General features: G+C 38.5%; 23 protein-coding genes and 1 tRNA gene. 18 read left to right on the top strand and 6 right to left on the bottom strand.

Annotated features, from left to right (window positions below; genetic code table 11):
• Positions 1–3 precede the first annotated feature (3 nt).
• Both ubiH and PARC_RS14460 read left to right on the top strand, forming a co-directional pair.
• A complete protein-coding gene (ubiH, locus tag PARC_RS14465; protein ID WP_010554898.1) occupies positions 4–1,191 on the top strand; it encodes a 2-octaprenyl-6-methoxyphenyl hydroxylase in 1,188 nt (395 codons plus the stop codon).
• Positions 1,188–2,354 (top strand): FAD-dependent monooxygenase, encoded by a 1,167-nt coding sequence (locus PARC_RS14460; protein ID WP_010554897.1) that lies wholly within the window; start codon positions 1,188–1,190, stop codon positions 2,352–2,354. Before ubiH ends, PARC_RS14460 begins: the two co-directional genes overlap by 4 nt.
• 67 nt (positions 2,355–2,421) lie before the next feature.
• On the opposite strand, the gene PARC_RS14455 is transcribed toward PARC_RS14460, so the two are convergent.
• On the bottom strand, positions 2,422–3,147 hold the full coding sequence (locus PARC_RS14455) for a hypothetical protein (RefSeq protein WP_010554896.1): 726 nt from the start codon (positions 3,145–3,147) through the stop codon (positions 2,422–2,424).
• A 225-nt stretch (positions 3,148–3,372) separates the two neighbouring features.
• Positions 3,373–4,572 carry an alpha/beta hydrolase-fold protein gene (locus PARC_RS14450; protein ID WP_010554895.1) on the bottom strand — a complete coding sequence of 400 codons (1,200 nt, stop codon included), beginning with the start codon at positions 4,570–4,572 and terminating at the stop codon, positions 3,373–3,375.
• Positions 4,573–4,949: 377 nt separating this feature from the next.
• On the opposite strand from PARC_RS14450, the gene rpsF reads away from it, so the two are divergent.
• The 9 genes from rpsF (at position 4,950) to alr (ending at position 11,138) form a co-directional block, all read left to right on the top strand.
• The gene (gene rpsF, locus PARC_RS14445) at positions 4,950–5,291 is read left to right on the top strand and encodes a 30S ribosomal protein S6 (RefSeq protein ID WP_007378473.1); all 342 of its coding nucleotides are present in this window, start codon (positions 4,950–4,952) and stop codon (positions 5,289–5,291) included.
• Between the two features lie 43 nt (positions 5,292–5,334).
• The gene (priB, locus tag PARC_RS14440; RefSeq protein ID WP_004588456.1) at positions 5,335–5,652 is read left to right on the top strand and encodes a primosomal replication protein N; all 318 of its coding nucleotides are present in this window, start codon (positions 5,335–5,337) and stop codon (positions 5,650–5,652) included.
• Between the two features lie 12 nt (positions 5,653–5,664).
• Positions 5,665–5,892, top strand: a complete 228-nt coding sequence (rpsR, locus tag PARC_RS14435) for a 30S ribosomal protein S18 (RefSeq protein ID WP_007378475.1) — start codon at positions 5,665–5,667, stop codon at positions 5,890–5,892.
• A gap of 35 nt (positions 5,893–5,927) precedes the next feature.
• Positions 5,928–6,380: a 50S ribosomal protein L9 gene (rplI, locus tag PARC_RS14430; RefSeq protein WP_002962755.1), complete on the top strand. Its 453-nt coding sequence runs from the start codon at positions 5,928–5,930 to the stop codon at positions 6,378–6,380.
• Between the two features lie 220 nt (positions 6,381–6,600).
• Complete coding sequence (locus tag PARC_RS14425; RefSeq protein WP_010554894.1) at positions 6,601–7,149, top strand: RNA polymerase sigma factor; 549 nt, start codon at positions 6,601–6,603, stop codon at positions 7,147–7,149.
• Positions 7,136–7,618, top strand: a complete 483-nt coding sequence (locus PARC_RS14420; protein WP_010554893.1) for a hypothetical protein — start codon at positions 7,136–7,138, stop codon at positions 7,616–7,618. Before PARC_RS14425 ends, PARC_RS14420 begins: the two co-directional genes overlap by 14 nt.
• A 9-nt stretch (positions 7,619–7,627) precedes the next feature.
• Positions 7,628–8,566, top strand: coding sequence for a DUF4097 family beta strand repeat-containing protein (locus tag PARC_RS14415; RefSeq protein WP_010554892.1), 939 nt, complete (start codon positions 7,628–7,630; stop codon positions 8,564–8,566).
• 113 nt (positions 8,567–8,679) lie between these two features.
• Entirely contained in the window at positions 8,680–10,059 is a 1,380-nt protein-coding gene (dnaB, locus tag PARC_RS14410) for a replicative DNA helicase (RefSeq protein WP_010554891.1), read from the top strand.
• Complete coding sequence (alr, locus tag PARC_RS14405) at positions 10,059–11,138, top strand: alanine racemase (protein ID WP_010554890.1); 1,080 nt, start codon at positions 10,059–10,061, stop codon at positions 11,136–11,138. Before dnaB ends, alr begins: the two co-directional genes overlap by 1 nt.
• Before the next feature lie 19 nt (positions 11,139–11,157).
• Here the strand turns inward: alr and PARC_RS14400 are convergent, their stop codons facing one another.
• Complete coding sequence (locus tag PARC_RS14400; RefSeq protein WP_007587305.1) at positions 11,158–11,397, bottom strand: DUF2960 domain-containing protein; 240 nt, start codon at positions 11,395–11,397, stop codon at positions 11,158–11,160.
• Positions 11,398–11,504: 107 nt separating this feature from the next.
• Here PARC_RS14400 and PARC_RS14395 point away from each other — a divergent pair, with 107 nt between their 5' ends.
• The 3 genes from PARC_RS14395 (at position 11,505) to PARC_RS14385 (ending at position 13,385) form a co-directional block, all read left to right on the top strand.
• Entirely contained in the window at positions 11,505–11,756 is a 252-nt protein-coding gene (locus tag PARC_RS14395; protein WP_007587304.1) for a hypothetical protein, read from the top strand.
• Positions 11,757–11,957: 201 nt separating this feature from the next.
• On the top strand, positions 11,958–12,575 hold the full coding sequence (gene pnuC, locus PARC_RS14390) for a nicotinamide riboside transporter PnuC (RefSeq protein WP_010554889.1): 618 nt from the start codon (positions 11,958–11,960) through the stop codon (positions 12,573–12,575).
• A 3-nt stretch (positions 12,576–12,578) separates the two neighbouring features.
• The gene (locus tag PARC_RS14385) at positions 12,579–13,385 is read left to right on the top strand and encodes a phosphotransferase (RefSeq protein WP_010554888.1); all 807 of its coding nucleotides are present in this window, start codon (positions 12,579–12,581) and stop codon (positions 13,383–13,385) included.
• A gap of 3 nt (positions 13,386–13,388) precedes the next feature.
• Here the strand turns inward: PARC_RS14385 and PARC_RS14380 are convergent, their stop codons facing one another.
• Entirely contained in the window at positions 13,389–13,571 is a 183-nt protein-coding gene (locus PARC_RS14380) for a hypothetical protein (RefSeq protein ID WP_010554887.1), read from the bottom strand.
• A gap of 246 nt (positions 13,572–13,817) precedes the next feature.
• Here PARC_RS14380 and PARC_RS14375 point away from each other — a divergent pair.
• From PARC_RS14375 to PARC_RS14365, 3 genes are all read left to right on the top strand, one after another.
• Positions 13,818–13,892, top strand: a tRNA-Arg gene (locus tag PARC_RS14375).
• 214 nt (positions 13,893–14,106) lie between these two features.
• Complete coding sequence (locus PARC_RS14370) at positions 14,107–14,640, top strand: hypothetical protein (protein ID WP_010554886.1); 534 nt, start codon at positions 14,107–14,109, stop codon at positions 14,638–14,640.
• A 1-nt stretch (position 14,641) separates the two neighbouring features.
• Positions 14,642–15,346, top strand: a complete 705-nt coding sequence (locus PARC_RS14365) for an NRDE family protein (protein ID WP_010554885.1) — start codon at positions 14,642–14,644, stop codon at positions 15,344–15,346.
• A gap of 107 nt (positions 15,347–15,453) precedes the next feature.
• On the opposite strand, the gene PARC_RS14360 is transcribed toward PARC_RS14365, so the two are convergent.
• A complete protein-coding gene (locus tag PARC_RS14360; RefSeq protein ID WP_010554884.1) occupies positions 15,454–17,217 on the bottom strand; it encodes a bifunctional lysophospholipid acyltransferase family protein/GNAT family N-acetyltransferase in 1,764 nt (587 codons plus the stop codon).
• Between the two features lie 352 nt (positions 17,218–17,569).
• Between PARC_RS14360 and PARC_RS14355 the strand changes: the two genes are divergently transcribed.
• Positions 17,570–18,784 (top strand): cyclic di-GMP phosphodiesterase, encoded by a 1,215-nt coding sequence (locus tag PARC_RS14355; protein WP_010554883.1) that lies wholly within the window; start codon positions 17,570–17,572, stop codon positions 18,782–18,784.
• Here PARC_RS14355 and PARC_RS21820 read toward each other — a convergent pair.
• Positions 18,744–19,067: a hypothetical protein gene (locus tag PARC_RS21820; RefSeq protein ID WP_033012404.1), complete on the bottom strand. Its 324-nt coding sequence runs from the start codon at positions 19,065–19,067 to the stop codon at positions 18,744–18,746. The genes PARC_RS14355 and PARC_RS21820 overlap by 41 nt on opposite strands.
• Between the last annotated feature and the right edge of the window lie 131 nt (positions 19,068–19,198).

Genomic DNA, 19,198 nt, shown 5'->3' with positions numbered 1-19,198 from the left:
ATAGTGGCTAAGCAGTTTGATGTAGTTATTATTGGCGGTGGTTTAGCGGGAGCAAGCTGCGCATTAAGTGTGGCTAAAACTAATCCCGCGTTAAATATTGCCGTTGTAGAAGCTAATCAAGTAACCGGCGACTATCACCCAAGCTTTGACGACAGAAGCATTGCACTTGCTCAGCAATCGGTAGAGTATTTACAAAGCCTCAATTTATTTGAGCAAAATGCCTCTTACACCGCAGCAATCAAAAAAGTGAGCGTGTCTGATAGAGGCCACTTTGGCAAAGCGCACATTAATTGCGACGAATTTGCTAAGCCCTCACTTGGTTACGTAGTAGAAGTAAATCCATTTGGCCGAGCGCTTCACCTGCGTTTAACGCAGTCAAATATTACGCTTTTGTGCCCCGATAGCGTAATTGCCATTGAGCAAACTTTGCATAGCAATACACTCACCTTACAAAGCGGCGAGCAATTAAACGCCAAGCTATTGGTTATTGCTGATGGCGCACAATCACCAACACGTAGTTTACTTGGGCTTGGTTTTAATACCCAGCCTTATGAACAAGGCGCTATTATTGCTAATGTAGAAGTGGCTGGTGGGCATAATAATCATGCATTTGAGCGTTTTACACAAAACGGGCCTATGGCGTTATTACCCATGAGCAATAACCGTTATTCGTTAGTGTGGTGTATGCGCCAAGATCAGGTTGAACAGCACATGGCACTCAGTGAACAAGGCTTTTTAAGTGCCCTGCAAAGCGCGTTTGGTTATCGCGGTGGTCAATTTACTAAAGTGGGCATGCGCACGAGTTACCCGCTCGTTTACGGGCAAGTAGAGTCTTTAACTGCGCACCGTACAGTGGTTATTGGTAATGCTGCACATGCTATTCATCCTATTGCAGGGCAAGGTTTTAATTTAGGTCTTCGCGACGTACAAGTACTTAATAATTTAATAGCAAATAGTCAACACGATTTAGGCAGCTATGCGTTTACACGTGAATATTCAAAAAAGCGCAGTGATGATATAAAAACCGTAATGAGTTTAACCGACGCACTTGTTAGGCTTTTTTCGAACTCATCGCGAGTGCTCGCATTGGGGCGCAGTATTGGGTTGTTTTCGATGGATTTATTTCCCGCATTAAAAGCGCCATTAACCAAGCAGTTAATGGGGCAAGTTAAACAAGGTAGGCGTTTATGAAGCAAGCACAGATTTGTATTGTAGGTGGCGGCTGTGTAGGGCTAACACTAGCACTTGGATTGGCAAAAGCCGATATAAGCGTCGTTGTACTCGACAGCGCACCAACACAAGCGTTACCAACTGACGAATATGGTTTGCGTGTAAGTGCGTTAAGCATTGCAAGTCAAACCTTGCTTGAACAATTAAACGTATGGCCCGAAATTATCGCACAGCGAGCGTGCGCTTATACACATATGGACGTACGTGATGCCGACAGCTTTGGCAAAATAGCGTTTAATAACGAGCAACTTGAGCTTGAACATTTAGGCCATATTGTTGAAAACGACATTATCCGCTTTGCGCTTATAAAAGAGCTAGAGCAACAAAGTAGTGCAACACTAATATTTGATACACAGTATCAGCAAATACATCAAAGCGAATCTGATGTATTTATAACACTTAAAAGCGGCGAGCCAATTATTGCAAAACTGCTAGTGGCGGCTGATGGTGCAAATTCAGCTATACGTAAACAATTTAATATGGCGCTTAGCTTTAAAGATTACGATCACCATGCGCTAGTCGCCACTGTTAAGACTAAAGAGCAACATGCAAACACCGCACGTCAAGTGTTTTTACCAACAGGGCCACTCGCATTTTTACCTCTGAGCGATGCAAATACCCATTCAATTGTGTGGTCTACCAGCCCAAACCACTGCGATGAGCTCCTTGCTATGGATGATAACACCTTTAATAAAGCCGTAATGGCTGCAATAGATGGTCAATGCGGTTTGTGTGAAGTGCAAAGTAAGCGCACTGCTTTCCCACTTAAAATGCGCTACGCCCAGCAATGGGTTTCAGGCAAAGTGGTACTCATTGGCGACGCTGCACATACAATCCATCCACTTGCAGGGCTTGGTATGAACCTAGGCCTAAAAGATGCGGCTTATTTAATTGAGCTTTTAACAAGCGATAGCAAGGAGTTTGCAAGCACTCGCACACTGCGCGATTACGAGCGCACTCGTAAGCTCGATGCACAAAAGCACATCGCTATGATGCAAGGGTTAAAAGAGTTATTTGAAGGTGCAAACTCAGTTAAAAAACTTATTCGTGGAGTAGGGCTATCATTAGTTGATAATCTTGGGCCAATCAAGCACCTGTTCGCCAAAGAAGCGATAGGCAAATAAGTAGGTTGGGTGGAGCGAAGCGAAACCCAACGGATAAAGTAAAGCGATCAGCTTGATTTAAAAAGCATCAATACCTTATTTCACTTTTTAGTCGTACAAGCCTTTCTCTTAGGCTGGCTATATATTCATCTAGCGATTTATATTTACCTTGTAGGATAATATGTCCTATCTTTGTTTTATTGTCATTTTCTAAGTTGAATAAAGATGAATCACGGTACGTGTGAATATCTGTATTGATATTTATACCACTTAAAGTGTTTTTAATACCTTGCTCAATTTTTAACATGTCCTCAAAGTCATTCTTTAGACTAATAAGATTTTCTTCAAATTCATTTTTAAAACGAAAACCTTTAAACTTTAATTTATCAACTTGTGAGTTTAATTCATCGAATAAAATTTCCTTAGTAAGTAGCTCTTCACTTCTTTTTTTATTTAATTCATGGAGGTTATTAATAAATGAGACTTTATCTTCTCGCTCTTCATCATATAAACCCCATTTATCAATTTCTAAAACTGTAATAGGCAGTATTCTTAAAGTATCTAAGTTGTTTAGTAGTTTGGGGATCGTATGAAAAGCTAGTTTTTCTTTATCAACTGTGACTGAAAGCTTTTCATATTGGTATATAGCAAATATTAAAGTAATAAAGGCAGTATAGCCTCCAGCCCAACCTCCGATAGCGCTCCATTTATCAGCTATAGACACGTTTTGAATTAAAATAGAGTAAGTGCCAAATAAAATCGGTATAGCAAATACAACTGAGCGGAATATCCATTTCTTGCTAAAGAAGAGCATATAGTACCTAGGCTATTAAATGTTTTATATTATAGAGTTTACTTTACAGCACTTTATTTGTAATACAGATATTTAAAGCCGCGCTTTTCACGCGAGCAAGTTCGGCGTCTACATGCAAAGTTTAACACTGAGCTTAATTTTACCTGTAGGCGTTTAGCTTGCTGACGCGACGAGCGTAGCTCGTAATTACTATCGTTAGTTAAAAAGCGCTTTGCGTTAAATCAGTTACAAATTCTCTTGTGCTTCATTCACCATATCTTTGAGCGCATCAACTAACATTGGATCTCGCGAGTTTTGCTTAGCAAGTTCTAATGCGTATTTCATACTGGTAACAGCCTCTTTAAACTGTTTGTCTGCAGTGTACCCTTGCGATAAACGCATGTGAGAATAAGTTGCATTTGGGTAATCGGTAGTAAAGTGTTTAAGCGTTGTAATAGCTTTAGCTGTATTACCAAACTTTTGCTGGCTATGAGCAAACTCTACGTATACATCTTGTGGAGCTTTAAGCTCAAACCCGTACTTATCACTAAGTGCTTGGTAATAACCTGTAATGAGCGATATATCAGCAAACTTTCCGTGCTCGTCAGTAACCTTAAATATTAGGTCGCTAAATAAGTGAATTAGGCTATCGCTAAGCGCTGGTAGTATGGTGCCCATATGAGTAAAAGCGGGGTAATGCTTATATTCCCATTTAAGCTGCGAGGGCGTTTGTTGTTCTAAATTTACCAAAGTATTTAATACGCCTGTATAAAAGCGTGCTCCTTCGCTTGCTACACTAATAAATAACGCCTGATCACCTTTAGGATTTTTAGTGTATTTTATAATATTATTTTTTAATTCTTCATCACTCCACCAACTGTTTGGGCTTATAGCTATATAGTTATTAAATAACTCAGGCTGATTAACTAAAGTATAAAGCGCCAAAGTACCAGCATTAGAGTGGCCAATTAAGGTGTTGTAGCCGTTAGTTGAGTAGTTAGAATTTATGTATGGCATAAGTTCGTCAGAAACAAACTTCAAAAACTCGTCAGTTTGCCCTGCGTCAGGCCATTTATTTTTAACAAAGGTTTGAAACTCTGTTTTAGGTTCACCTTGTACTTTTGGTAAATAATCGCGAACACGGTTAGTTGTATCAATACCAACGAGCATTGCGTTAGGTATCTGCTCGTAATCAACAAGGGATTTAATAACACCAGACGCTGTATGAAAGTGCTCAACACCATCAAGTAAATAAATAACATAAAGTGGCTGATCGTCTTTTACAGTTTCAGGTATGAAAATTCTGATAGGCCTATCTTCGTTAAGTATTTTTGATTGCAGAATGACTTTTTTACCAACGGTTATGTCAGTTGTATTGGTTTTTGCGTGGCCTAAAAATGGTGTACTAAAAGTAAGTATTAATACAAGCGATAGTAAGAGCTTCATAAATATCCTTATTTAATAATGTATTGCTTAATAATTGCACGGCTTTAAGCTTGAGTAAATGTTTATATTTTCGGGGTAAACATAAAGCTTAAGCAATTAAAAGCTATCGCTTTTCACGCGAGTAAGCTCGGCTTCTACAAGAGACATTGCACTCTGTGCTTAACTTTTTCGGTAGGCGAGCAGCTTGCTGACGCGACGAGCGAAGCTCGTAATAATTACCTTTTAACTCTTATCTATAAAAGCTTAAAAAACCTGCTTGCTTAATTATCCGTCTAAGCGTAAAATGCGCACTCATTTCGGCTTTTAAACTATTAATTCCTTGCCTTAAACCGACCGGCCGAAACGGTAGAAGGCTCTATTAACCGTAAGGAATATCCATGCGTCATTACGAAATCGTATTCATGGTTCACCCAGATCAGAGTGAGCAAGTTGCTGGTATGATCGAACGTTATACTGGTTCTATCACTGAAGCTGGTGGTGTTATCCACCGTCTTGAAGATTGGGGCCGTCGTCAATTGGCTTACCCAATTAACAAGCTTCATAAAGCTCACTATGTTCTTATGAACGTTGAAGCACCAACTGAAGTAATCAGCGAGCTAGAAACTACTTTCCGCTACAACGATGCAGTGCTTCGTAACTTAGTTATCCGCACTAAAACTGCTGAAACTGAAGCGTCTCCTCTTGCAAGAGAAGAGAAGAAAGAAGCACCAGCTGCTTAATTGTTTTGAGTCCTAGCATGGCATGTAATCAGCAGTTACTATAATGGTTAGCCCATATATGAATCAGCTGGTTATATCTGGGGTAGTTTGTAAAACTCCCAAGTTTAGCCAAAGCCCTGCTGGCATCCCGCATTGTATTTTTGTTGTAGAACATAAATCGATGCAAACCGAAGCAGACCTTAACCGTAATAGTTACGTGAGGCTTCAGGTAGTTGCCAGTGGAAAGCAAATGCAACAACAGACTCAACATTTGCACGTTGGGCAGGCATTGCAAGTGAGTGGTTTTTTAAATCGCCACGAAGGTCGTAACGGCCTTAGCCAATTGGTTTTGCATGCTCAGCATATAGAAAGAATTATTTGAGGAATTAATCTCATGGCACGTTATTTCAGACGTCGTAAGTTCTGCCGCTTTAAAGCGGAAGGCGTAAAACAAATCGATTACAAAGATCTAGCTACTCTTAGAAACTATGTTACAGAAAGTGGCAAAATCGTACCTAGCCGTATCACAGGTACTAGCGCTAAATTTCAGCGCCAGCTAGCAACTGCTATTAAGCGTGCTCGCTACTTAGCCCTTCTTCCATACACTGACTTACATAAGTAAGCAGCGGATTAACAGTTTTTAAAAGGTGTAGAAACATGCAAGTTATTCTACTAGATAAGATCGCTAACCTAGGTAGCCTAGGTGAACAGGTTGTAGTTAAATCTGGTTTCGCACGTAACTTCCTTTTCCCTCAAGGTAAGGCAGTTCCTGCGACTAAAGCTAACATTGAAACGTTTGACGCTCGTCGTGCAGAACTTGAAGCGAAAATCGCTGAACAGTTAGTTGCTGCACAAGCACGCGCTGAAAAACTAGAAGCATTAGCAGAAGTTACATTAGTATCTAAAGCTGGTGACGAAGGTAAGTTATTCGGTTCAATCGGTACTCGTGACATCGCTGACGCTATCTCAGCTGTTGGTGTTGAAGTTGCTAAGTCAGAAGTTCGTTTGCCTCTAGGTACTATCCGTGAGACAGGTGAATTTGACGTATCAATTTCAGTTCACTCAGACGTAACGGCTACTATTAAAGTAATCGTAATCGCTGAAGCTTAATTTTTAATTAAGCGACAAAAGCCGTGCTATTAGCACGGCTTTTTTGTGTCTGTAATTTGGCTAATTTTAATTAGTTAAGGGCACTGTTAAATACAACCTCGTATAAGCCCCTTTTTTATTCAATTATTTTTTCATTCCCTTTAAACCTTTTCGAACTGTTATTACGTCTAACTTATCAATACACTAACTCAATAATAATAATTAAAAGGCGACATCACGGATGTTACACGTTAGACCCGAACAAACGCCTTTATGCGAAGCTAAACTCATTGAGCGTATTAAATCAGGTGATCAAGGCGCATACACAACGCTTTATGAGTTACATATAAAACGAGTCTACGGTTTATGTTTACGCTTATTAGCGGACCAAGCGCATGCTGAAGATGCAGCCCAAGAAGTGTTTGTACAGGTATGGCGTAAAATAGCGCAATTTGACGGTCGCTCGCAGTTTTCTACTTGGCTTTACAGCGTTGCCAGTAATGTAGCAATTAGTTACTTACGCAAGCAAAAAAATTGGCTGCAAAAAGTAGTGAGCATTGAACACTGCGGTATGGATGAGCAATCAGCTAATGACTGCAAAGGCTTAAATGGTCTCGATAAATTAATAGTAAGGCTCCCTGAACGCGCACGTATGGTGTTTGTGTTGTTTGCAATCGAAGGTTACAGGCACGAGGAAATAGCCGATCAGTTAGGTATGGCTGTTGGTTCAAGTAAATCGCAATATCATCGTGCTAGGCAGCTACTACAAGAGTGGTATGAAAATGAATAAACCAAATTTTGACGACTATTTAAATGAGTCATTAAACACGCTTGATAAAGACATTACGCCACAAAAAGACCTGTGGGCGGGAATTGAGCGAGCAATGGTTAGTAATAAGCAGGACCTAAAAGGCACTGCTATTTGGCCAAAACTAACAGCAATAGCTGCCTGCACATTAGCTGCTTTAATTGCTGTAAATTTATTTGTTATAGCGCCCGAGCCACAACCCGTAGTGGCTATAAGTGATTACTTTTCGGCGCAAAAAAACAGTTTGTTGGTTGAATATGAAAATAAAGAAGCATTGACCACTAACTGGCAAACGCAGCTACAAGAGCTTGAAAACGCAGAGCAAGCAATAAAGCAAGTTCTTGAAAATGAGCCACAAAACCAAGCGCTACTAACAATGTTAGCGCAAATATATCAACAACAACTTGATTTAATTAACAAGGTGCACGCGCCACGTTGGCAGCACATTTAGGAGTACGACATGAAAGCGATTTTATTAGGACTGAGCTTATTTCCGTTGGCGGTATTAGCGGGTGAAAAAATAGATAAGCAAATAGACGTACCAAGTGGCGGCACTATTTTTATTGAAAACCAACGCGGTGATATACATATTACAGGCTGGGATAAAAACGAATTTAAAGTATCTGGCGAGCTTGATGACAAAGCCGAGGGTTATGAGCTTAAAACAAATGGCGATAAAACTCAGTTTATTGTAAAAATGCCACGTAAATCAAATTGGAGTAATAATGGCGATGGCTCAAGCCTAACCATATTTATGCCTAAAAGCAGTAGTTTAGAGTTTGCTGGAGTTAATGTATCGGTGACTGCGAAAGAGCTAAAAAATGGCGCTGAAGTTGACGTGGTTAATGGCGAAATTACGGTAGATGATATTACTGGCAACATTAAGCTCACCACCGTAAATGGTGATGTAAATGCAGAAAACCTAAGTGGTAATATTCAATTTGAAACCGTTAATGGCGAAATTAACGATAGAGAATCAAGTGGTGAGCTACGTTTTAGCGCTGTTAATGGCGATATTAAATCAACCTCAAGCGCCAATGATGTGCGCCTTGAAAATGTAAATGGCGATATAGACTTTACGCTATCGTCAATTAAAAGCCTACGTATTAACACGGTGAATGGCGAAGCCGAAGTACATATTAAAGAGCTTTTAAAAGGCGCTGATGTACGTTTTGAATCGGTAAGTGGCGATGGTGATTTTTACTTTCCTGACAGCGTATCTGCAAATTTTGAAATTAAAGCGCACGCTAATGGCAAAATCATTAATAAAATTACTAGCGATAAAGTTAATAAAGCTAAATATGGCCCAGCCAGTAATTTAGAATTTAACATTAATGGCGGTAATGCTAATGTTGAAATGGATACAATTAGTGGGCGCATAGAGCTTCGTATTAAATAACGCTCATTCACCTTCACGATTACAAAAAGCAGGAAAAGATTTCCTGCTTTTCTATTTGCACAGCCCCTTCAAGTCGATAGAATAGAGCCATTCAATTTTACTACTGTGAAGTTATGGCCAGACCAGATAAGCAAGTCGACACTCTTAAAGTTCCTCCCCATTCAATAGAAGCTGAACAATCTGTTTTAGGTGGCTTAATGCTTGATAACCAAGCGTTTGACCGCGTAGCTGAACTTGTTGTATCACAGGATTTTTATACCCGCACGCATAAGTTAATTTTTGAAGCGATGACGGCACTTGCTGAGATTGGCGATCCGATAGATTTAATCACGATTTCTGAAAGTTTAGAAAAAAATAATAAACTTGCAGGAATTGGTGGCTTTGCTTATTTAGCAGAAATAGCCAAAAACACGCCAAGTGCTGCTAACATTGACGCTTACGCAAGTATTGTACGCGAACGTGCTGTTGTACGTGAAATGATTGGCGTAGCGAACGAAATTGCAGAAGCAGGTTTTAACACCGAAGGGCGTACCAGTCACGACTTGCTCGATTTTGCCGAAAGCAAAGTGTTTAAAATAGCAGAGCAACGAACAAAAAATAATGAAGGCCCGCAAAGCATTCATAGCATCCTCGAAAAAACCGTTGATAAAATAGAAGAGCTTTATCAATCGCCACAAGATGGTGTAACGGGTGTGAGTACAGGTTATGCCGATCTTGATAAAATGACGACGGGCTTACAGCCATCTGACTTAATTATTGTTGCAGCGCGTCCATCAATGGGTAAAACCACTTTTGCGATGAACCTTGCAGAACATGCTGCAATGACTCAAGACAAACCAGTATTAATTTACTCGCTAGAGATGCCTTCAGAACAAATTATGATGAGGATGTTAGCGTCTCTTGGCCGTATTAACCAAACTAAGGTACGTACTGGTCAATTAGATGATGACGATTGGGCACGACTTTCATCAACAATGGGCTTGTTGATGGAAAAAGGTAAAATGTACGTTGATGATGCGTCGGGCTTAACACCTACCGATGTGCGTTCACGTGCAAGGCGTATAGCCCGCGACCACGGTGGCATTAGTATGATCATGGTCGATTACTTGCAGTTAATGCGTGTACCAAGCCTTGCTGATAACCGAACGCTCGAAATTGCTGAAATTTCACGTTCACTTAAAGCACTAGCAAAAGAGCTGAAATGTCCGGTTGTTGCGCTTTCGCAGCTTAACCGTACGCTAGAGCAACGTGCCGATAAACGTCCTATTAACTCAGATTTACGTGAGTCAGGGTCGATAGAGCAGGATGCCGATTTAATCATGTTTATTTACCGTGATGAAGTTTATAACGAAGACAGTACTGACAAAGGTATTGCCGAAATTATCATAGGTAAACAACGTAACGGCCCAATTGGTAAAGTGCGTTTAACATTCCAAGGTCAATTTTCTCGCTTTGATAATTACGCGGGACCAGCGGTAGATGACGATTACTAATGCGCTTAGCCACTGCTGAAATTAATTTAGCTGCACTTGCGCATAATTTAGCGCAAGTTAAGTGCTTTGCACCTAACAGCAAAGTAATGGCGGTGCTAAAAGCAAATGCTTACGGGCATGGTTTAGTAACGATTGCGCAGCATTTAAATAATGCTGACGCATTTGCTGTGGCGCGTATAGATGAAGGACTTGCCCTTCGAGCTGGGGGCTTAACAAAGCCGATAGTTTTACTAGAAGGCTTTTTTAACAAAGCCGACTTACCTATTTTACTTGCTAATAACTTTCAAACTATTATTCATGACGAATACCAATTAGCCGCGCTTGAAAAAGCAAAGCTCGATGCGCCAATAACATGCTGGTTAAAAGTAAATACAGGTATGCATCGATTAGGTATTGCGCCAGAGCAGTTTGAAGAGTTTTATAACCGTTTGCAAAAAACACCTAACGCTAAAAATACCGTTAATTTAATGACCCACTTTTCGTGTGCTGATGATGTTGATAATGCTAAAACGGTTCAACAAATCACGTTATTTGATAATTTAGTGAATGGCATTGACCAGGCACATTGTTTATCAAATTCAGCCGGTATTATTGCATGGCCAAGCGGTCATGGTGATTGGGTACGCCCTGGGCTTATGCTCTATGGCGTATCGCCAATGGTAAATAGTATTGGCCAACAACACAAATTAAAGCCTGTTATGCGCTTAACTACGCGCGTAATTGCAGTGCGTAATGTCCCAGCCAATGAGGCGGTAGGGTATGGCGGACGTTGGAAAAGTAATAAACCAACCAAGTTAGCTGTTGTGGCTGTGGGTTATGGCGATGGCTATCCTCGGCACGCCAAAGAGGGCACGCCAGTTATAATTGGCAAGCAGCGTTATGGTATTGTCGGCAGTGTTGCTATGGATATGATTAGCGTAGATATAGGCGCTAATGAGCACAATATTAAAGTGGGCGACAGAGTCACTATGTGGGGCCCTGAGCTACCAGTTGAAGAAATAGCATTATGCGCTGATACTATCCCTTACGAGCTATTATGTAATATTACACCGCGCGTAAGTTATGAGTATCAGCGTTAATACAGTTATAAAGCGATATTTACTCTTTTATAAAGTAAACGTCGCTAAAGCCCATACGGGCAAATTCTTGGTCGCGAAAGTTACGAACAGAAGCAGACCCTTTTGAGGTCATTTCTATTTGCTGTACCATGCTTAAGTAATTAGTCAGATCAATACCTTCGGCGGCAGCAATTGCTTGATACATGTCGTGGTATTTATCTTTAGCGAAATTAATCTCGCGCGGTTCGTTTTTATATTTGTAGGTTATTCTACGTGCCATATTAAGCTCATTTCAATTGAGTGTTACAGTGATTTTACACTGTATTTAATAACGGCTCTAGCATTGAATGACTTGTTGTAATCGGTAATTAAAATAAAGAGTCAAAAATGAAATTATCAGTAGAGATCAGTAAATATCCACTTCACCAAGATTATATCCCGTTTATTCAGGGCTTTATTGACCGCTTAAACGAATACGATGATTTAAAAGTGATTACTAACACGTTATCAACGCAAATTTTTGGTGATTACGATTTAGTAATGCAGGTGTTAAATACCGAAATTAAACGTTCATATGAAGAATTTGGTAAAGCTATTTTTGTATGTAAGTTTCTCTCTGGCGATTTATCGCCTGAATAACCTATAATACCAACCTGCATAAATCTTTGATCAATTTAACGAATTAAATTGCACTATTACGTCGTTAAAAATTTTCTATTTAGAACAACTAGATACAAAAATTTTTGCCTAGTTCTAGCGTAATTTTCTTAACGTTAAATAGACCCCGTATATAAGCAGATTGGTATAACAATCGGCACAACTAAACGGTAACTGCGTAATATGGACTTTTTAACACAAACCTTAAGTGGTTTTACAGCAATGTCGCATTGGGAATATATTGCGGTAGGGTTGTCGATGGCTTATTTATTATTAGCAATAAAAGAAAGCTTATGGTGTTGGCCAGCGGCATTTTTTAGCACGCTCATTTATACAATAATGTACTGGAATGGCGCATTACTTATGGAGTCATTACTTAATTTTTATTATATGTATATGGCTGTGTTTGGCTGGGTTGTATGGCGTAAAGGCAAAGCTGCAAATTTAAATATTACATCGTGGTCGATAAACCGTCATGCTGTTTTAATTAGTTTAACAACCGTAGCTGCAATAATTATTGGTTACGTTATGCAAAACTATACTCATGCCGATTTTGCTTATCTTGATAGTTTTACAACATGTTTTGCCGTAGTAACTACTTACTTAGTGGCTAAAAAAGTCCTCGAAAACTGGTTGTACTGGATTGTAATAGATGCCGCTTCTATGTATTTATATTACGAAAAAGGCTATTACCCAACGCTAGCACTCTTTATATTTTATACCATTATGGCAGCGTGGGGCTTTAAAACCTGGTACGAAGAGTACGAACAAAGCCAAGCTAAGCCTCTAGCACAGCTTTAATCAATGATTGAGCATACTCAGTTAGTAAAAATGTGTAGTGCGTTTATAGAGCCTACAAGCATTGTTTCAAGCGAGCGATTACTTAATGGCTTTAGTAACGATAATTTTTTAATACGTACCGAGCAACAAGGGTATTTGTTAAAGTGTTATAAAAGCCATTGGCCAAGTGACGGCCTTGAAGCGCAGCGCTTTTTAAGTGACTTTAATATATGTCCTGCGCCTATTTGGCTTGATAAAGAAAACGGTCGTGCGGTATTTAATTATATTGAAGGCAAGAGCGCGCAATCGGATATAACGCTTAGCTTTATTAATAAACTTGCTCAAGTGCACAATTACAAAGTATCTACCGCGCCAATGGATATAGCTAAAGAGCTTCATTTTTATCAAAGCACCGACGTCTATACGCAATATAAACCTCAAATAGAGAAGGCACTCAAAGCCGTTGCAGCTATGTCATTTAATGGAGGCTTTTGTCATAACGACTTAGTAAAAGATAACATTATTGTAAATGCTTCAGGCATGTATTTAATTGACTTTGAATATGCACAAACTAATGATGTGTATTTTGATTTGGCAGCCCTTGCAGTGAGCTTTAATCTTAATAAGAGCAGTGAAACAGCGTTATTAAATAGCTATAAAAATAGCGTTGATAAAACAAAAACGTTTAATCCTTCAATGGATAAGCTGAATTACTATAAGCTGTTTTTTTTAGTGTTATGTATTGGTTGGTATGAAGAGCGCAGCATAACCAATGAATCTGTAATGTTACGCGCGCAGCTAACTAAACTCGTTAATAATACTTTTTTATAGATGTTAAAGACCACCAAAGCGCTCGGCGAGCTCTTTGTATTTTGTTACTTCGGCTGTATCAAATTGTGGTTCACCATTTTCATCTTCTGATTTAGCAATTAATAAACTTTCTCTAGCTAGGCGTTTTACACGCTCTACTTTTACACCTAAAAACTCAGCAACTTGCTCAGTAGACATTAAACTCATCATTATTTCCTCGTATTAAATCCATTTTCACAGCGACAATCATAGTTTCAATGTTGCTAAACCGTTACTGTTTCTTATTCAATAAGAATAAATAGCGTGTTTTTAAGACATTGTGAAGTGTTTTATTTAAAAGAGCTTAATTAATAAGCATATAAGCTGATGTTACTGGTATTTATTAAAATATATCTTTATCATTGCCGGTGCTAAAGCACTGATATCGCGAGTTGGTGTGGCGGCAACAAATGTGCTCTCGTGGTGAAATGGATATCACGTGGCCCTCCGGAGGCTGAGTTGTAGGTTCGATCCCTACCGAGAGCGCCATTTGCTTTTACATCTACTAATATTCCCCTCTATATTATCTAGCTTCTCATTAATTACTTTTATATTTAAAAATGTATTACTGCATAAATTTTGAAATTTTATTGTAAGAACAGCTTTCTAGTTATTTATACAATGCAAAATTGCATTATTCAAAATGTTATCTAACGTTATGTATGCATATACGACGAAATTATAAATGAGGAAAACCGATTCAATGTTAAATAGTCAGTTAGAAATACTCGCTCAAGGACATGCTTATCTTGAAAGTGTAACTAAAGAGGATTATTCGCAAATCGTTGCTCCTAATTTCATTAGTTCAGCTGGGTCACATATGCGCCACATTATCGATCATTACCAATCTTTAATGACGGGCTTTGGTATAAATAATATTGATTACGATAGTCGCCTACGCGGCAGTAATATTGAAAGTAACCCCTGTGAAGCTATGAAAAAAATTGCAGAGATAGCATCGTGGATTGAACAGCTAAGTACAGATGATTTTAATAAACCGCTGTTACTTTCAAGCGAAGTATCAATTAAAAGTAAAAATGTACAAACTGTAACAACCTCATTAGCACGAGAGCTTATATTTGTAGGAAGCCATGCAGTACATCACTATGCGATGATTTCACAAATTACCTTTGCACAAAAAGCATCATTCGACCAGAACTTTGGGTTAGCACCAAGTACAGCCACTTTTTTGAGAGAAAAAAGCCAACAAAGCCAATTAAAATCACTGCAAAGTTAATATGTGCACTTTAAGTTACTTCCTAACTGATGATGGCTACGAGTTGTTTTTTAATCGTGATGAACAAAAAACGCGAGAAATGGCAATCGCCCCGAGTAAGCACACAGATAACGCAATTTACCCTATCGATCCGCAAGGCGGTGGTACTTGGCTTGGTGTATCGCATTGGGGGCAAACATTAGCTTTATTAAACGATTATCAAAGTGCATTTGATATAACTGCCGTAAAGCACAGCAGAGGCCTCTTAATCCCGCATTTACTAAGCAATAATACCCCTGCATTGTCTCAATTAAAAAATATGGATTTATCGGGTTACGCGCCTTTTAAATTGTGTATTTTTCCGGATAAATTATCGCTAAATAATGGTCATATCGCTTTTGTTCGATGGGACTCAAAACAATTAATCGATTGCCAAGTTGAATCGCTTGCAACGTCATCTGGCGTTGAGCTAGAAACAGTTACACAAAAGCGTAAACAACAATTTAAGCAATTTATTGACTTAAGATATCCTGCAAGTGAGCAGTTTTTAGCATTTCATTACAGCAAAGCCGAGCAGGGTCAATATGGTGTAAATATGCAAAGAGAAGATGCAATGACAGTCAGTATTAGCCATATTAAAGTTGGTAACACTATACGCTTTAATTATTTTGATAAGCAGTCTCAGCTCATTAGCAGCATTAGTTGTTTAAAAGTGGCTGCAGCTTAACTAAATATTTTTATAGCTGTTACATAACTAAAAAAGTCGACGCAATTAATTGCGTCGACTTTTTTGTTGCTCTATTTTCATCTGCTGTATTAATACAGCGATAAAAATTATAAGTGATTTATATAACCATCTTTTTTATCGCCAAGATAGAGCTTAAGTAGCTTTTCAGGCGCGCTTGGTAGGTGCACACTTAAAAGTAATCCTGGGGTGTGATTAAAGTTACTGTCAATTCCCATACAATGAAATTGAGCGCCTAGCTTATGATATTGCTTTAATAAAATCGGTATGTCTTTTTTATCTTCTTCTATTCCCATAACCAATGTTGATACATGATCTATGTTTAACGTGTGATCATTAATGAAGTCTTCAAACTCTGGATGAATTTTATTATTAAAAGGCGTATTGGCGCTAACACCTTGTTTATTATTAACCATAGCATGGTCAATAATTGCGACAGAACGAGGGTCGTAAAGCTTACTTAATGAAACCGTGCCATATAAAGTCCTATAACGTGGGTTTTGCGCCATAAACGCACCGATCCCTTTAAATAGCAGTAATAAGCCATGGTAACTGCCTTGATGTTTTTGAACTATAAACGAGCGACCCATTTCCAAGCACGGCTGTTGTTGATTAATAAAAGAGGGTTCAAAATTAAACATTTGCGATAAATAAAGGGCGCTCACGTCGCTATTTTTTTGTAATAAATCAGTTTCTCCAATTCGATAAGCTCCAATAATCTCTTCATTTTTATGATCAAAAATAAATAAATGCATGTAGCTTGCGTCAAACTTATCGGTATCACATGGCTCGCCGCTTCCTTCGTTTAATGTACGAAAGGTTATTTCTCTAAGGCGTGTTATTTCAGCAACACAATTAGGTATTTGATCTTGATAACCGTAATAAACGGAGTAACTTTTAAAGTCTAATAAGTGCTGCTCGCTTGGTAAGCTAGCAAGTTCACTCGTCATTTTTGTTTTATCAACATCCTGCATAATCGCTTTTAGTTGCATTGACTGGGCATCTTCTTGCCAAGGTGTTACAAAGCGTTCATCGTTTAAATAGCAAAGCAGGCGCGCAATATCGTTAATGTCGTCAGTTTTCTCAAACTTATTTAATAACTTGGGTGTAAGTAAATTACCAGCACCTAAATTAATGGACCTTTTTTGAATTTTAAGTAATTCACGTATTAGCATTAATAATCTAAATCGGTAGTAAATACGTCCCAAATTGTAAAACATAGGGCTATTTTGACCACTAATAAACACAGGTAATAAAGGGGCTTGTGTTTTTAAGGCTAGTTGAGCCGCTAAGCGATTCCATTGACCGTCGGTTACACGTTGTTTTTTTGATTGAAAAAACGAAACCCTGCCAGCAGGAAAAACCACAAGTAAACCATCGTTATTTACATGTTTAAAACACTGTTTAATTGCACTGGTATTAATAGCTGCTTTTGGTTTTAGCGGATTGGCAAATATAAAATAGTCTTTAATTTCTGTAAATATTTTTAAACCAACGTTAGCCATTACTTTAGTATCGCTACGATAATGGGTGAGTAACTTGGCAATTATTACGCCCTCAATCATGCCATAAGGGTGGTTACATACTACTATGCAAGGGCCTTGTTTAGGTATTTTGTTAATAACACCTTGTGCGCCAAGTACATTAATACCCAAAACATTTAAAAGCTTTTCACTAAACTCCTGCTTATCTAAACCCGATAAATTATTAGAGAGGTATATATCACGCAGTTTATTTATACCTAATAAGCTATCGAGCAGTGGAGCGGCTACTTTTAATATATGACCCAAAGGCGAGGCTGTGTTTATTGCAGCCACACTTAGGTTTGATACGGGGGGGTTTAGTTTTGTCATATATTAGTACTCTTAAGAATTTAAAGCAGTTGTTATTAAGTGCTGTGTATATTGAGACCGAGGCAAAACAATATTATGTTCAAGAAAGGTTAATAAAGTTCGCTTTTTTATAATGATTAGATAAATTTTATAGCTAAATCACCTGCTTTTTAGTGATAAGCAATTTAGTGTAGTTGAGATGAAAGCGTTTAATTATTAAAAAGTAAAATAATCAGAATTACAGTGCAGCTCTAATAGGGCTGTAAATAATGGTTTTAGTTATATATAACTACTTACAACTCAAAAACTAGACTTTTAGGCTTAATTAATGCTATTTAAGGTACATATTCCTTAATAGAAAAATCCCGCCTTTATGCTAATTACTTTGCCCGTGTCTGAGCTTACTCCTGGTATGTATGTTGATAGCGTTACTAAGCAACATGAAGGGATTAATAGCATAAAAATTAAGACCAGTGGCTTAGTACGCGATAGATCTATTATTAAGCGTTTAGTCTCTGAAGGGGTGCTTGAGCTGCTTATAGATTTTACTAAAGGTGATGCCCCAGTTCCTGCCAAATATAAGCCTCAAAGCAAACCTAAAACATCTAATAGCCAGCAAAAAGCCGAAAAAACACCTATAGCAATCTCAATTGAACAAGAATTTGCTAAAGCGAGTGTCAATTACGATCAGCATGGCCGAAAGCTACAGTCGTTATACGGTGACTTAACATCTGGCCTGAGTGTTAATATAAAAGTGCTTGATGAAATAGCCAGCGAAATAGTCAGCTCAGTTTTTCGTAACGCCAACGCCATGACTATTCTTACTCGTATAAAAGATAAACACAGCTATAACTGGCGGCATATGATCAACTGCGCCATTTTTACCGCTGTATTTGCTAAATATTTAGGGTACAAAATGGCTGTTGTGCAAGAGCTTGCCATGGGCGCGTTACTTCATGATTTAGGCCAAGCTAAATTACCGCAGGGTATATTTTCAAAGCCAACTAAGGTTACTAATAATGAGCTCTTAGCGATTAAAAAGCATGTAGCGCAAGGTTTGGGTTTAGTTAAAGGCGAGAAGGGTATAACACCCCTTATGCTTGATATGATAGTAAATCATCATGAGCGCTTAGATGGCTCTGGTTATCCGCGAGGCCTACAGGCAGAGAAGTTAAGTCGTCCAGCGCGTATAATGGCAATTGTAGATGTGTACGATGCAATGACTGCCGATAGAATGCATCAAGATGGTGATGAACCAATCAACGCATTACGCTACTTATTAGCCAATAAGCAATTGTTTGATGGTGAGTTAGTACAGCGTTTTATAAAGTGTTTAGGGGTTCATCCGGTAGGAACTATTGTAAAATTAACGAATGAACGTTTAGCCTTAGTGCTTGAAGGGAACGTATTAAATCCTATTAAACCTAAAGTTAAGCTATTTTATAATGCTAAGCACAATCATCATGTTACACCGAAAGACATCGATTTAAGTGAGCACACCCAAGAGCTTAAAATACTATCAAGTGTTAAGCCCTTAGATTATCAGATTAATTTGTCTCGCCTGCTAAAAGAGCATTTGTTGAACTAGCCTTACTGCATTGCCTTTTTTTAGTTTGTTTTGCAGAAATAAACGCACCCAAAAAGCAATTTCCCATCAGTGTTAACCATAACAAAGTGCCTAGCTCTACGTGCAATGCAAAACAGCACAGCGCTAAAGAGATCAACGCATTTAACATTGCCCCTAACCAATAATGGTTTACGGGGTTATCACATTGTCCTGCTTGAGTACATGCGCAGTAGTTTGCTTTGTAAAAGCAAAACACACTCGCCCCACAAAATATTAGCCCTGTAATAATAAATAAAATGATCACAGTTTTACTTCCATTGCGATTTTATAATAGTGTAAGTTGCTACTAATTTCAAGTCAATCTAAATGATAATTAATTACATTTAGAGTGTTTACTCTAATAACACACTTCTCATCCGATGAGTTTTAAATAGT

Source organism: Pseudoalteromonas arctica A 37-1-2, from assembly GCF_000238395.3.
Taxonomy (GTDB): Bacteria; Pseudomonadota; Gammaproteobacteria; order Enterobacterales; family Alteromonadaceae; genus Pseudoalteromonas; species Pseudoalteromonas arctica.
This window is presented reverse-complemented; position numbering and strand designations above follow the sequence as displayed.